Source organism: Methylovulum miyakonense HT12 (assembly GCF_000384075.1).
Classification (GTDB): Bacteria; Pseudomonadota; Gammaproteobacteria; order Methylococcales; family Methylomonadaceae; genus Methylovulum; species Methylovulum miyakonense.
On record NZ_KB913025.1, the window covers coordinates 2,219,666 to 2,234,403 of the forward strand.

General features: G+C 52.2%; 14 protein-coding genes. 8 read left to right on the forward strand and 6 right to left on the reverse strand.

The window, feature by feature from the left end:
- Positions 1-115: 115 nt before the first annotated feature.
- The 3 genes from METMI_RS0111310 to METMI_RS0111325 all read left to right on the forward strand — a co-directional run bounded on the left by METMI_RS0111310 (position 116) and on the right by METMI_RS0111325 (position 1,876).
- Positions 116-418 (forward strand): hypothetical protein, encoded by a 303-nt coding sequence (locus METMI_RS0111310; protein WP_019866410.1) that lies wholly within the window; start codon positions 116-118, stop codon positions 416-418.
- A 265-nt stretch (positions 419-683) separates the two neighbouring features.
- Entirely contained in the window at positions 684-1,406 is a 723-nt protein-coding gene (locus tag METMI_RS0111320; RefSeq protein WP_019866412.1) for a ferredoxin--NADP reductase, read from the forward strand.
- 299 nt (positions 1,407-1,705) lie between these two features.
- Complete coding sequence (locus METMI_RS0111325; RefSeq protein WP_019866413.1) at positions 1,706-1,876, forward strand: rubredoxin; 171 nt, start codon at positions 1,706-1,708, stop codon at positions 1,874-1,876.
- Positions 1,877-2,152: 276 nt separating this feature from the next.
- Here METMI_RS0111325 and METMI_RS0111330 read toward each other — a convergent pair whose 3' ends face one another.
- Positions 2,153-2,716, reverse strand: a complete 564-nt coding sequence (locus METMI_RS0111330; protein WP_019866414.1) for a DUF1993 domain-containing protein — start codon at positions 2,714-2,716, stop codon at positions 2,153-2,155.
- Between the two features lie 654 nt (positions 2,717-3,370).
- On the opposite strand from METMI_RS0111330, the gene METMI_RS25470 reads away from it, so the two are divergent.
- The 5 genes from METMI_RS25470 to METMI_RS0111355 all read left to right on the forward strand — a co-directional run bounded on the left by METMI_RS25470 (position 3,371) and on the right by METMI_RS0111355 (position 9,405).
- On the forward strand, positions 3,371-5,530 hold the full coding sequence (locus tag METMI_RS25470) for a hypothetical protein (protein WP_019866415.1): 2,160 nt from the start codon (positions 3,371-3,373) through the stop codon (positions 5,528-5,530).
- A 70-nt stretch (positions 5,531-5,600) separates the two neighbouring features.
- Complete coding sequence (locus METMI_RS0111340; RefSeq protein ID WP_232215208.1) at positions 5,601-6,500, forward strand: ATP-binding protein; 900 nt, start codon at positions 5,601-5,603, stop codon at positions 6,498-6,500.
- A gap of 562 nt (positions 6,501-7,062) precedes the next feature.
- The gene (locus METMI_RS0111345; protein WP_019866417.1) at positions 7,063-7,791 is read left to right on the forward strand and encodes a 16S rRNA (uracil(1498)-N(3))-methyltransferase; all 729 of its coding nucleotides are present in this window, start codon (positions 7,063-7,065) and stop codon (positions 7,789-7,791) included.
- On the forward strand, positions 7,791-8,663 hold the full coding sequence (locus METMI_RS0111350; protein WP_019866418.1) for a CPBP family glutamic-type intramembrane protease: 873 nt from the start codon (positions 7,791-7,793) through the stop codon (positions 8,661-8,663). The genes METMI_RS0111345 and METMI_RS0111350 overlap by 1 nt, the downstream gene beginning before the upstream one ends.
- A gap of 151 nt (positions 8,664-8,814) precedes the next feature.
- Positions 8,815-9,405: a Uma2 family endonuclease gene (locus METMI_RS0111355; RefSeq protein WP_019866419.1), complete on the forward strand. Its 591-nt coding sequence runs from the start codon at positions 8,815-8,817 to the stop codon at positions 9,403-9,405.
- Between the two features lie 206 nt (positions 9,406-9,611).
- On the opposite strand, the gene METMI_RS0111360 is transcribed toward METMI_RS0111355, so the two are convergent.
- From METMI_RS0111360 to METMI_RS0111380, 5 genes are all read right to left on the reverse strand, one after another.
- Positions 9,612-10,373 carry a hypothetical protein gene (locus METMI_RS0111360; RefSeq protein WP_019866420.1) on the reverse strand — a complete coding sequence of 254 codons (762 nt, stop codon included), beginning with the start codon at positions 10,371-10,373 and terminating at the stop codon, positions 9,612-9,614.
- Between the two features lie 8 nt (positions 10,374-10,381).
- The gene (locus tag METMI_RS0111365; protein WP_019866421.1) at positions 10,382-10,777 is read right to left on the reverse strand and encodes an RNA-binding S4 domain-containing protein; all 396 of its coding nucleotides are present in this window, start codon (positions 10,775-10,777) and stop codon (positions 10,382-10,384) included.
- Entirely contained in the window at positions 10,767-11,729 is a 963-nt protein-coding gene (gene ispH, locus METMI_RS0111370; protein ID WP_019866422.1) for a 4-hydroxy-3-methylbut-2-enyl diphosphate reductase, read from the reverse strand. The genes METMI_RS0111365 and ispH overlap by 11 nt, the downstream gene beginning before the upstream one ends.
- 308 nt (positions 11,730-12,037) lie before the next feature.
- Positions 12,038-12,898: a PHP domain-containing protein gene (locus METMI_RS0111375; RefSeq protein ID WP_019866423.1), complete on the reverse strand. Its 861-nt coding sequence runs from the start codon at positions 12,896-12,898 to the stop codon at positions 12,038-12,040.
- A 2-nt stretch (positions 12,899-12,900) separates the two neighbouring features.
- Positions 12,901-14,691: an ABC transporter ATP-binding protein gene (locus METMI_RS0111380; RefSeq protein WP_019866424.1), complete on the reverse strand. Its 1,791-nt coding sequence runs from the start codon at positions 14,689-14,691 to the stop codon at positions 12,901-12,903.
- Between the last annotated feature and the right edge of the window lie 47 nt (positions 14,692-14,738).

The following is a 14,738-nucleotide window of genomic DNA, read 5'->3' on the forward strand; positions in this document are numbered from 1 at the left end:
GTCTTATGCCCATTCACCGTGGATAGCTGAAATACAGGTTGAATTAGCCATAAAAAAGCTGATAATAGTATCGGCACGAAACTATTATCAGCTTTTTATAACGGGAAGGGGCAAAATGAAAAATAAATGCTTAGCAGTTTATATACTGGTATTGACCTTTAGTTGTAGCCTTTTTGCAATGGCGGATACGGAGCCGGCGAAAGGGAATATTGATGTCCAAATACCTTTACAGCAGATCCGTAGTCAGGAAAATATGTTGGATAGCGTCTTGGTGACCAGAGGGCATGGCTCCATGGCGTCAGAGCCAATAGCCGGCAATAAAGATGATTGGGTCACTGAAATGAGCGTTTATTTAATCATTATCGCCGTTTATTCGCTTTATTGGTTTCTCTTTTGTTCAAAAAAAGTTAAGGACTGAATATCGGGTGGCGCCAGTTTCCCCGGATAAAGGCGAGGGCATTGGGCTGGCGCCCTCATGGCAAGGGCCGTGGATAGGTTCCAGTGGAATGGATGGTTTGGCGGCATAAAACATAATGCCCGGCGTTTACCCGGACAGGAGGGGATGGAGGCATTTTTCGGTTTTGGGTTTTCGCCCGGTTAAGCTACAGGCCGCCCGTGTTTGCGGGGTGGTGTTTACGCACGCTATCATGCCATATTGTCAATAAAATTAGGGGAGTTACGTTATGCCCAATTACCAAGCCAAACTAAAATTCAAAAGGGAAATCGCCGATGGGACAATGGCGTTCCATTTTGAAAAGCCTGAAGGGTTGACCTTTGAAGCGGGGCAGTTCGCTGGCTGCACGTTAATCAACCCTGCCGAAACAGATGCCAAAGGCAACACGCGGACGTTTTCATTTGCAAGCGCCCCTTACGAAAATGACCTGATATTGGCGACACGGATGGGTGGCACTGCGTTCAAGCGCATGTTAAAGGCGATGGAGCCGGGCATGGAAATCAAACTGAATGCCCCCCATGGTTCGTTCACACTGCACAAGGAAATAAGTGTCCCGGCGGTGTTCCTGACTGGCGGCATTGGTGTGACCCCTGTAAGAAGCATCGTCCTCCAGGCGATCCACGATAAGCTCCCGCAACGGATACTGGTGTTTTACTCTAATCGTAAGCCCGAAGATACGGCATTCCTGGAGGATTTGATGGTATCCCACGATGAAGCCCCCGACTATACTTTTGTCGGTACGATGACGGATATGGAAACCTCCGGCCGTGAATGGCAGGGAGAAACCGGGTTCATCAACAAAGCCATGCTCCTGAAATATATAGCTGACCTGACGCTTCCCGTGTATTACCTTGTCGGCCCCCCCGCAATGGTGGCGGCAATGCACAAAATGCTGGTCGAAGCAGGCGTTGGCGATGGCAACATCCGCATGGAAGAGTTTTCAGGCTATTAAGCCATAGGGCCCTTCCATGCGTTTCTACAAGTTCCGGCGTCATGCGCTGGCCTTGCCACTAGTGCTTAGCCACTGATTTTTTGTCGGGCCAATCTAAATCCGGGGCGGACGGTTGTCCGCCTTGTTTATGGCCTGTACCGAAATCCGCAGCGGTCAGGCGGGCAACCGCTCGCCCCTACGAAAATAACACTGGCAATTCAACAGTGACTGGGCACTAGAATAAAAATAGCTAGCCCCGGTGTTTGGGGGGTTAGCGTTTAACCCATTTTCATTAGCTAATTTTTTCAGGAGAATCAATCATGTCCGATTTTAAGAAGTACCAGTGCAGGGAATGCGAACATATTTATGATGAAGCAAAGGGTGACCCTGACAGTGGGATTGCACCCGGAACCCGTTGGGCAGACATACCGGATGGCTGGTCTTGCCCGATTTGCGGGGCTCCTAAAGATTTTTTTAGGGTGATGGAATAAGCGGCGTGTTCTCATGAAAGGGGTAAGGGTTTGCCAACCTGAGGGCAAACCACCCCTGCACGAGTGGGTTGCCAGCCGTAAGCCATAACGTGAATCCGGAAGGGGCGACGGATATTCCCCTGGGGTTCTGGATTCACGTCGCGGTTTGTGGCCCCGGTAATCCATGATGTCCTAGACCGTACGCAGGAAAGCCTGCTTAGCCTGGCGGCACCGGGTTTGTAGCCCGGTTTCAATATTTATCAATGTTACCGGGCATTAACCGTGGGCCACTTTGTCTTAGTAACTGCCAACAAAATCCATCTTGCCTATATTCAAGCCGTTGTGGCGAAGGATCGCATAAGCGGTGGTTATGTGAAAATAAAAGTTAGGCAAGACAAAGTGGAGCAAGTAGGGCTGGCCTAGAAAGCTGAGTTCCCGGCTAGGAGTCCTTACGGTAATCATTTTTCCCTCACTGCCGTCTATTTGCCCGGCACTGACGCTTTCCAAAAAAGCAATGGTTTTGGCGATACGCGCCTGCAATTCGGCAAAGGTGGTTTCATTGTCTTCATAACTGGGGACTTCGAGGCCGGCAAGGCGGGCGGCACAGCCTTTCACCATATCAGTTGCAATTTGAATTTGCCGGCTTAATGGGTACATATCCGGTGCCAAACGGGCATTGATCAAGACGGTTTGGTCGATTTTCTTGGCTTCGGCATAGGCGGCGGCTTTGTCGAGTATCGAGGATAAATTGTCTAACATGCGGATAAAAACTGGGGTTGACGCTTGGTACATGGTGATCGGAATAATCGTTTCTCCGGTAAAATTGAGCGGGATGTTTGCTTCAATGGTGGTTGCCAGCAACAGCTATCATAGCATTTCCAATAGACTGGATGCCGGGTTAAGCCTAAATATCGTGACGGTTTTCCTGGTTAGCGGCGCTTCATCATATAGAAGCTTCGGGCGGGCTTGAATAGCCAAAGGCCCGTCCCTTTCACTCCAAATCCCTTCCTACCCGTTCTCCTCCCCAGCTTCCCCGCTAATCGTGCCTCACCCTCTTGGGAAGGATAAGATTTTAAAATCCGCCCTGCTCAAAAGTGCTGCGAAGTGTTGGGCGCGTGTCCCAGCCCAATCCACAAACCACCACCGGGCTGTCCGGCAAAAATACACACATCGCCGCCAATCGCCATCCCCCGGGCTATCGCGGACATAAGGGCACATCTTCCCCATAAACCTCTTTATTATCCCAGGATGTTTTGGGTCCCATGACCAAAAAATGACTGAAACAAGCTGTTTTCGTGACCACTTGCGATGCAGGCATCCCTATAATTGCCCGCCTCGACAGAGGCATGGCTAGGCGTCCAAGCGAAGCCACGAAAACCTGGGTACCGCGAACTCCAGTGGCGCGGCGCTAAGCACCCGCTTAAGTTTGTTTGCTAAACCGCAAGATAAGGAACAACGATGTTTAAAATTTCATTTAAGGTCTTGGGACGGACAGGTCATTCCAAGGAGGGGGTCATGCCAACTGGCACCGTCACGTCCCGGCGCTTCGCCAAGCGGCGGCCCGGTCAGGACATTTGCAGCGCCGCCCTCTCACTACTCGTGGCGTTGGCGCTAGCCGATGGCGCCGAGACAACGGCCGTGGCCGCGTATTCGGCCGCGCAAGGGGTATTCTATCTGGCTGATCCCAACAAAGGCGGAGCGTCGCCTACGCCGGTCAAGATAATCGGCGCCCGGAGTAACTGGCTGCCGGTGCTAGGCGCTGGCAGCTACGAATTTGGCTTGTACGATCCGAAAACCGGGACTTTTCATTTGCGTCTGGAGGGAAGCACCGGCCCCCTCACCCGGAGCGTGCGTTTCGACGGCTTCAAAAAGGGCTGGGTACCGGTCGCCGGCGATTGGGATGGCGATTTGGCCTATGGTGTGGGGCTTTATGATCCGCAGACCGGCACCTTTTATTTGAAAAACCAGCTCACCAGCGGCCCGGCGGATATGACGGCGCGCCTCGGCAATACCCAAGCAACATGGCGGCCCTTGGTAGGTGATTGGGACGGCGACGGTGTCACGACGATCGGTGCCTACAATCCCGGCAATGGCCAATTTTACCTCCGCAACACCAACACTAATGGCGCCGCCGACCTGACGATGCGGATTCAGGGATTAATTACAACGTTGTTGCCTGTCGCGGCTGACTGGGATGGCGATGGCGCATGGTCGCCCGGCCTATACAGCCCCGCGCGCCGCTCATTCTATTGGCGCAATGCCTTGAACAGCGGCCCCCAGCAAGGCAGCCTGAAACTGGCCGGTGTCGAGGCGAAGGCCGTGCCGCTCGCCCGTTCGCTTTCCGTCACCAGACCCACGCCAGCCGTCACCGATGTTGGCACACCTAGCGGAAGCATCACGGAAGCCACTATCGGCGCAGCCGGTGGCACGCTACGTTCCTCGAATGGCCGCTTGCAACTCACCGTTCCGCCAGGGGCGCTGGCGGCGGACACGCGTATCTCCATCCGGCCGATGACCAACCACGCCCACGGCGGCAAAGGCAAGGCTTATCGCCTCTTACCCGACGGCCAGACTTTTCAGAAACCGGTCAAGCTGACCTTTAGCTATACCGACAAGGATTTGAACGGCACGACTGCCGCCGCGCTGGGCGGCGCTTTTCAGACGCCTGAAGGTTATTGGCATTGGGTCGATAAGCCGGTCGTGAATACCGCCGCGAAAACCGTGACGATCTCGACCACGCATTTTACCGATTTTTCCTTCGTAGAAGGGTGGAGCCTGCGACCGGAAGAGGCGAAGGTGCTGGTCAACAACCGCATCGATCTGGCGGTGAAATATTGCTATCCCTATCGTGGTCCCGACCCCAACAAGCCGGATCCCGTGGGTCTGGGCATGGACTGCGACGGCGCGTACTCCGATTTGGCGCCTCTGGTTCCGGTCACGGAGTGGGCGGTCAACGGCGTGCCGGGAGGCGACAGCGAATTAGGGACTGTCAAAGCCGCTGCGGACAATGGGTATATCGCGAACTATACAGCTCCGGCAACCAAGCCAACCCCCGCTACCGTCGACGTCACCGCCCGCCTGCCAATGGATGGCGCCACGCTGTTGTTTTCCCATATCACCATCCTGGATCAGGTGAGAACCTATAAAGGCACGTTCTATTTCGATCAAATCGGCTTCGACCAGCACATAGAAATCAGCAGCAAAGCTAATGTTACCTGGACGCAATTCAACGACCCTGATTCCGCCGATAACTCTACCGCCTATCTGCCATCAGGCAATATCGTCGCGGATATTACGTTCGGGGGATGCGATCCCAAGCGGGTGAATATCCCCATCCATACCGGCACGGCGAATAGGCCGGGCGGGATGCTGCGGGTCTTTTCCGAGAAAGACCCGCAGTTTCCTAAATACTATGATTTTAGTTTGGAAGGCGAACCCATCGAGATAACTTTGCACTGCTATTACGATTATCCAGAAAACAAAAAGCCATACACACTGCTTTATTTTGGATCGGGCATTGGTGGCGGTGGCGCCGGTTGCCCGCTGGCGGCTCCTGGCGGCGGAGCCGCCAGCGGCGTCATGCCGACGTACACCGATAAGTCCAAGCTTTTTGGCGCTCAGTTTTGCGCCGGGCTAAGCAGCGCTTTCTGGTCGTTCGAGGGCATCGCGGATTAGGGTGCTGCTCCAACGATTGATCCGGCCTTTTGATGTTTGCAAGGGAGGCCGTTCCGGCCATGTAGGGAAGATGGGAGCTGGATTGTATGCTGGCTGTCTCGATTCCGCCCTAGAACATTTTCAGGCGAGCCGGTCGCTTTACCGCCCCGAGCTGCGCGGCATGTTCCCGCTAGCAGCCATCCATCCCATAGTCCTGAGCCTTTATTTCTCGGCCAAAACGCATTGTCTGCGGGGCTTTCCCGATCAGGCCCTAAACTACATCGAACAAGGTATCGCCGTGGCCGAGACCGACGCGCAACCGTTTTCACTCGCCTTTATTCAATGGGGAGAAATCGTTTGCCGCCAGTTACGCGGCGAAGCTGAACTGACCGAAGCCGCTTGCCAAGCATTCATAAGCCATGCCGACGAGCAAGGTTTTGCATTGTTGTCCGCGGCGGCGATTATCCAACGCGGATGGGCGCTTACCATCCTGGGCCGGATCGAGGAAGGTATTGATACCATCGAGCGCGGACTCATTCTGTACTGGGCCACGGGAGCGCACTTATCCGAGACTTTCTTGCTGGCCTATTGTGCCGAGGCCTTCTTGCTTTCAGGCTCGCTAGAAAAATGCAGCATCCTGCTCGGAAAGGCATTTCAGATCATGGAAAGCAATGGCGAGCGCTATTTTGAAGCGGAATTGCACCGCTTAAAAGGCGAGACGCTACGGACATCGGCCCCCGCCGAAGCCGGACGTCATTTCCAGCAAGCCATCGGGATCGCGCAATTTCAGGGCGCCCGCTCCCTGGAGTTGCGCGCCGCAAACAGTCTCGCGAAGCTCTGGCTGGGCCAATCCCGCCCCGAGTTGGCTAGAGCGCTACTGGAAAAAACTTACCCGGTGCTCACCGAGGGTTTTGACACGCGCGACTCGCTTGAGGCGAGGGCCCTGCTGGCCGCCATGACGGACGGCTCCTTACCCGATACTTCCAATTGACCGGGCTTTGGCCTGTGTGAAAGCTTAGAACGTGTTTTAAAAGCTGCCACGCGGTTCGATTGCGGCGTTGCGCGTGCCCGCTTTCCCATGTACGTCCACTACACTCCGGCTTCTGTACCCAATAAAACCAGATCAACGCTGGCTATTCATCAGCGGCCGCACGGGAAATAAGTTCACAATTACCTGATGTTTGCTGACGCCCGCAAGGCGCCTTCCAGTTTCCTGGGGAGAGGTGATTGCCAGGCAATTTATCCGTGGATAGGCGGGTTGTCTTGCCGGGCGGGCACTGATTGGTGTTTCAAGTGCGACGGACATCAAGTACCTGATATACTGGGGCTTAGCAGGGATGGAGGCTTGCTGAAGGCTTCATATCTCCCCGCACAAATGGCTGAAAGCCGCCCCCCTGATTCACCACGAAGCACACAAAGTCGTGCCCTTCGTGGCGAGTACGCAAGGTTAAAAGGCTTTTGTATGTGACTTAAGCCGATAACCATCCCGCAATGCGCCGCCACAGCTTTATAAAGGCCTTATTTTTACCCACCGCTTCCCATAAACAACCACCATGCGCGTTTCAAGACTTTACACCCCCCTACCATTAAACCAAGGCCAAACCATCGAGCTGGATGATGACAGCGGGCATTATCTACGTTCCGTTTTGCGGCTGAAAGCAGGCGACGCGATTACCCTGTTCAACGGCGATGGCAATGAATTCCAATGCCAAGTCGATGAAGTCACCCGCAAGTCCGTGCGTGTTGCTTTGGGGCAAAGGCAAGCACGCAGTGTCGAATCGCCGCTGCATATCACCTTGGGTTTGGGCATTTCCCGCGGCGATAGGATGGATTTGTCGGTGCAAAAAGCCGTGGAGCTGGGTGTTAACCAGATCACGCCCTTGCTGGCCGAGCGGTGCGTAGTGCAATTTAAAGGCGAAACCAAACCACAACGTTGGCTGCATTGGCAAAAAATCATCCAACATGCCACCGAGCAAAGCGGCCGGGCGGTGTTGCCGGGACTCTCCGCCATCGAGCAACTGCCCAACTGGGTCGGCCACCAACAGGGCTTGAAAGTCTTCCTCGACCCTTATGCGCAAACCTCCTTAGCCGAACTGCAACCGGACGGTATGAAAGTGACCTTGTTGACCGGCCCGGAAGGCGGGTTTGCCGGGCAGGAGCGTGAGTTGGCACAAGCGGCAGGGTTCATCCCCGTGCGTTTGGGGCGGCGCATTTTACGTACGGAAACGGCCTCGTTGACGGCTTTGGCGGCGGTGCAAATGTTGTGGGGCGATTTTAAGTGATGCGGATATTGTTTTATGCGCTAGTGCCACTGTTGGTGTTGTTGCTTGCCGCCGTGTTGGCAAGTGTCGGCGGTTTTTTTATCGTGCAGGTGTTTGATGGTTTGCCCGTGCAGAAAATCATCAACAAAACCACGCAAGTGTTGTTGGTGCTGAGTATTTTTCCGGCAATGGCGTGGCTGAAACTGTCCAAAACCGATTTGGGTTTTGCCGGAGGCAAGCAATTCTTAAAACAGCTAGGGCAAGGTTTTGGTTTGGGATTTGTCACCTTGATGCCCGTGTTCATCGTTTTGACGGTGCTGGAAATCAATGTCATCGACGAGTCACAAGCGTGGACGTTGAGTTGGTTTTTAGAAAAATCCAGCATCGCGGTGTTGCTTTCGCTATTGGTTTCCTTGATTGAAGAGCCTTTGTTTCGCGGGATACTCTTGGCGGGCTTGCTGAAAAAACTGCCCGTTCCGGCGGCGATTATCATTAGTGCGGCGTATTACGCCTGCCTGCATTTCATCAAAACCTCCCGCAATATCCCTGCGGCAGAATTGACGCTGCCCAACACCTTTGGCCTGTTGGTGGATGCCTTCGCCAACTTGTTTAACCCGGATATTTTGGCCGCGTTTTTGGCCTTGCTGATGGTCGGTGTTTTTCTAGGCTTGCTGAGGACAGAACGCCAAGCCAGCTTGGGATTGTGCATAGGTTGCCATACCTGCTGGGTGTGGCTGATCAAAATGAATAAAACGTTGTTCAACACCGATTTCAACGCTGATGCCGCGTTCCTGGTCAGCCGGTATGATGGGGTGATCGGGCCGTTGGTGACGGTGTGGTTGTTGGTGGCGGTTTTGGGGTATTGGGGTTGGCGGAGGGGGAAGCCAGTTTGAATACAAAGGGATTATGGATCGCCTGTCTAGGTAAGCGGCATTCCGCTTTGCTGCTGAAAGATTTCCCGGTTAGTGAAGTCACGTTGTATGTTAAGGACTAAATGCCGTGATATGCTTGGTCATTACAAATTACGCTTTTTCGAGGTGATCAATGTTCGCCGTACTTAAACAAACTGATATTACTGCCGAAGATTATTTAAAAATGGAACGTAGCGCGTTGTCTAAAAGCGAGTTCCGCGACGGGCAGATTTTTGCCATGACTGGCGCGAGTCGGGAGCATAATCTGGTTTCAGGAAATATTTACCGAGAGCTTAGCCAACAACTCAAAAAAAGGCCCTGTGAGGCTTACGTCAACGATATGCGGGTTAAGGCTGCCGACGTTCGTAATTACCATTATCCCGATATTGCGGTTGTGTGCGGTAGGCCGGAATTTGAGGATGCCCATGTGGACACTTTGCTCAACCCTACGCTGTTGGTTGAGGTTTTGTCGCCTTCCACTGAGGCTTATGACAGGGGCGGCAAGTTTGGCCATTACCGTAGAATTCCCAGCTTACGTGAGTATCTTTTGGTCATGCAGGATCAGCCAGCTATTGAACGCTATGTGCGGCAAGGTGAGGTTTGGGTATTATCCGAGGCCTTGGGACTTGATGCGGCTTTATCGCTGGAAAGCATAGATTGTATGCTTAGTTTGCGCGAAGTTTACGATAAGGTTTTGGCTGATGGGGAAAATGAGTCGGCGTAGAGCCAAAGCCAAATGTGTTAAAACCTGATGTTATGCAGTCACTACTACGCGGGACGGGATTTGCAATCCCGTTCCATAACATTTCAATTGATTGATGATATTTCAAAACGTTAAGGACGGGGTTACAAAAAACCGACCCGCTCAAGGGTCACTCAAATTTACCTGTAAATTCGCAGGCTTGCCTAAGCCGCCAACTTATTTATAGCTCAATTGTTTATTTTCTCGGTAAATAGCCTGATTGATTTAAGATTAAAACGATTCAATTCAATAACTGCGACACCTGAATGCATTCCTACAAGAATTTTGTCACCCACAAGAATGGCGCCATTGGGACTTAAATTTTCCCAAATTGAATGGTGATCAAGGATTTTTAATAATTCTAACTCTGGAATAAAGAGCACTAGGCTATCATTCGTGATGATGATAAAAGTAGCGGTATTTCCGAAGCTTAAATCTATACTAATAGGTGAACCAGGTAAAAGCGTTAACTTAGTTACTTTTGGGGCTTTTGTGAATTCGGAAATTTTATAAACAGCACCACGATTTAGTCCCATGTGGCTTAAACCGGTGAATACAAAAAGTGCTTTGCCTATTTGATGAATAGACTCAATATTTTCTTCAATTAGAATCTTTTTACGTTTATTTTTCCAAATTGCGATTAGCTTACCTCCATATTCGCCGTCATTCTCTGCAATATATTTAATATTGTCAGTTAAATATAGTGGCGTTTTTTCTTTATGCGGAGCATTCAAAAGAGTTCTAACAATTGTTATTTTTTGACCTTGCCGTTCGATTTGGTAACGATTGATTGCAGTGTGAACTAGTTGATTGATTTTACCTTTGTCGTTGACGTCCATTTCCATCAAATCTGCCTTTTGTAACGCATCATCAACTACGTCACCAATCGCTAATTTTTGGTAACAAGGTAAGCAAATGAAACAAAAGACAAGTATTAGTATTCGTGTCATAAATGACCTTAACCTTCCTTAAACCGATGGATCAAGCGGCGTTCTTTTTTGTTCGGCTTGTGGTCGATGCCATTGTGCGCCATGAATTCCCGCTGTTCGCGTTGTTGGATGAGTTGCAGTTGCCGCGCCGCGTGGCTTTCGGTGGATTCTTCGTAGAGCAAGGCCGCGTCTTTGGCGGCGCGGCGTTGGGCGGACAGTGCGGTGACGGTGATTTCCCAGCGCAGTTGGTCTTTGCTGATGTTCAACTGCACCCCGATTTTGATTTCTTTGCCAGGTTTGGCGCGTTGTTTGTTGACATGGACTTTGCCGCCGTTGATGGCTTCGGCGGCAAGCGGGCGCGTTTTGAAAAAACGCGCCGCCCACAGCCATTTATCTAAGCGGATGGATTCCAGTTCAGGCGGCACTGGCTTGTTCGCTAGCTTTTCTTAAACCTTTAGGCAACGAGAAAACGACTTTTTCTTCAATGCCTTGGATCTCAATCGTTGATTGGCCACCCCATTGTTTCAATTGGTTGATCACTTCTTGTACCAACACTTCCGGTGCGGACGCCCCGGCAGTCACGCCGACGACATCGACGCCTGCAAACCACTCTTGCTGCATGTCATTCGCGGTGTCAATCAGGTACGCAGGTTTGCCCAGTTGTTCGGCGATTTCGCGCAAACGGTTGGAGTTGGAGCTGTTGGGTGAACCCACGACTAAAATCGCATCGGCAGATTTTGCCAATTCATGGACGGCATCCTGGCGGTTTTGGGTGGCATAGCAAATATCATCTTTTTTCTGGTCTTGGATAGATGAAAACCGTGTCCTTAACGCATCGACCATGATTTGGGTGTCGGTCATGGATAAGGTGGTTTGGGTGACATAAGCCAGATTGTCAGGATTGTTGACTTTCAGGTTCGCCACGTCTTCAGGTGTTTCGACCAAGTAAATGCCGCCGTTTTCGGTACATTTTTCATATTGCCCCATCGTGCCTTCCACTTCGGGATGCCCGGCGTGGCCAATCAAAATCACTTCGCGGTCAGATTTGGCATGTTTGGCGACCTGCAAGTGCACTTTGGTGACCAGCGGGCAGGTGGCGTCAAAGATGGTCAGGTTGCGTTGCTTGGCTTCCTCTTGCACTTGTTTGGATACGCCGTGGGCGCTGAAAATCAAATACGAGCCGACTGGCACATCGGTCAGGTCTTCAATAAAAATCGCGCCTTTTTCTTTCAGCCCATCCACTACCGTGCGGTTATGCACGACCTCATGGCGGACATAAATCGGTGCGCCGAACGCTTCTATGGCTTGGTCGACGATTTCAATGGCGCGGTCTACGCCAGCACAGAATCCACGGGGGTTTGCGAGTACGATTTGCATAATCTTGACTTCTTTAGTAGGTTGAATTTGAATTATTTTAACGCAATAGGGTTGGCGATACTATGCCATGAACATTTACCTGCCTGATCCACCATGAAGGATTGGAAGATTTGTCCACGAAAAGCACGAAAAGCACGAAAAGCACGAAAAGCACGAAAAGCACGAAAAAAGATATGGGCTATAAAAGCAGCAGATATTTTCAGACCTTTCACGTTTTAATACCCTCTGGGGCATAAAAAACCTGAAAGGTCTATTCCACAGGCTGAGCATATTTGCATTTTCGTGTCTTTCGTGTTTTTCGTGGACAATCAATTCAGCAATTCCCAAACGGGTTGGATGTTAGCTGGCAAGGCGGCCAAGCGGCCTAGTTCCACCCATTGGTCGGGGGTGTGGAAATCTGACCCCGTGGAGCCGGAGAGCCCAAAGTTTTTGGCAAGCTGGGCGGCGCGCTTGATTTCATCAGGGTTAATCCGTCCGGTGACGATTTCTATGCCTTGTCCGCCCGCCTCTTTAAATACCGCTAACAACTTTCTCATTTTATTGGCACTGAGGTTGTAGCGTAAGGGATGCGCCAACACCGCCACGCCGCCGGCTCCGGTGATCCAGCCCACGGCTTCTGCCAATTCCGCCCAAGGTGTCGCCACATAAGCGGCTTTGCCTTTGGCGAGATAGCGGTCAAACGCTTCTTGCTGGGTGTCGACATGATGCCCGGCAACCAGAAAATCGGCAAAGTGGCTACGTGTGACCATGCCGTCACCTGCTGCCGCCATGACCGCCGCCAAGGCGCCCGGGATATTTTTTTTCGCCAGTTTTTCGGCAATCCGTTCGGCGCGGTTCATACGTGTGCCTTGCAAGATGTGGGTGGCTTCGGCGAGCGGCGGGTAGGCCGGATCAATCCCCAAGCCAATAATATGGAAACACTGGTTTTGCCATTGGGCTGACAATTCAATGCCCGGGATCAATTTAATGCCGGCGGTAGCGGCACAGGCTTGCGCCTCTATGAGCCCGGCGGTGGTGTCGTGGTCGGTCAGGGCCAGGGCGGTCACGCCATGCCCGTGGGCGCGTTGCACTACGGCAGTGGGCGACAAAGACCCGTCCGATGCGCTGGAATGGCAATGCAGGTCATAAATTTCAGGCTTGGCCGGATCAGAAGGGCTAGGTTCGGGCATGGTTATTGGTACTCGCCGTATAGTTTGGCATAAAGGCCATTTTGCTGGATTAAGGTTTCGTGCCGCCCTTGTTCGCAAATGACCCCTTGTTCAAACACATAAACATGGTCAGCTTGTTTAACGGCACTGAGCCGGTGGGCGATAATGAGCGTGGTGCGGCCTCTTAAAAATTCCGCAAGTGCTTGATGCAGATTATATTCCGTTTCGCTGTCGAGTGCAGAAGTTGCTTCGTCAAGGATCACCACTTTTGGATTGGCGACCATCATCCGCGCAATCGCCATGCGCTGGCGCTGACCGCCGGACAGGCGCATCCCGTGCCGCCCGACCACCGTATCCAAGCCGTGTTGCAAATCTTTAATGACATCGCCCAGTTGGGCAATTCCCAACGCGTTCCACAGCACCGCATCGGCGACGGGTTTACCCAAGGTCAGGTTGGCGCGGATGGTGTCGTTAAACAACACCGGATGTTGCAACACGGTGACGACATTTTCCCTAACCACATCCAAGCCAATCTGTTCAATCGGCACCTCATTAAAATAAATGCGCCCTGCCTCGCAAGGATACAAACCAATCAAGATTTGGATCAAGGTCGATTTGCCGCCGCCGCTCGCGCCGACCAACGCGACTTTTTCACCGGCTTTGATATGCAGCTTGATGCCGTTCAGGATGCTGTCTTCGCCGTAACTGAAATGCAGGTTATCGACCCTGACGGATACCGTTTTGTGGTCTGTGAACGGGTTTGCCAGATGCGGGAATTGCGGTTCCTGTTTTAAGGCATGAAGCCGGTTGATCCGCGTCAACGCCGCTTTGGCGGCAAAGAAACTGTATTGGATATTCAAAATTTCCTGCACCGGCGCCATCATGAACCACAGGTAACCGAACACCGCGAACATTTGCCCCATCGTCAAATCCGAATAGAACACCATCAACATCGCCCCGGCGCGGAACACGTCAAAACCAAACAGGAAGACAAAGAAGCTAAAACGGTTGGCGGCATCGCTTTTCCACGCATAGGCAATGGTGGTGTCTTTCACCGACAGCGCGGCGTTAATGAGTTGCTGGCAATAATGTTCCTCGCGGTTGCTGGCGCGGATTTGGTGGATCGCTTCCAGGGTTTCGGTCAAGGCTTGTTGGAACACTTCATAGGCCGAATTTTCCTTGGCTTTCAGGTGCTTGACATTCGCCCCGACGACACGGGTGAAATAAATCACAACGGGGTTCAGCAGCAAGATAAACAAACCCAGTTGCCAGTGCATCCACAGCAAAATCACCGCCGTGCCGATGGTCGTCAGCACCGCAATCAACAACTTGCTGATGGTGTTGCCGATAAAACTGTCCAGCGTGTCCAAATCCGTGACCAAGTGTGTCACTACCGTGCCCGTGCCTAGGCCCTCATATTCCGCCATCGAAATCGTCCGCAAACGCCCGATCAAATCCTTGCGGATGCGGAACACGATGTCCTTGGCAATCACCGAAAACTGCCGTAACTGGATGATATTGAAAATAATCGCCAACAAACGCAACAACACGCTGGCGAACAGCACCACGCCGATGTAAAGGACGGGTTGCTGCCAATCCGGCGGTGAAAAACGGTTGATGAAGCCGATCACCGGGCCAGGTTTATGCAGCAGCACTTCATCGACCAGCAAGGGCATCAGCAAGGGCACAGGCACGCTGGCGATGGTCGCCAAAATGGCAATCAAATGGGAATAAACCAGGGCTTTTTTATGTTCAAGCGCGATTTTTTTGATGTGGTTCCAACTGTAAACGGGGGAGTCCGGTTTGGCTTGCACAGGAATAGGGGGAGGGGATTTAAAAAAGCGGATATTGTAGCATTTTG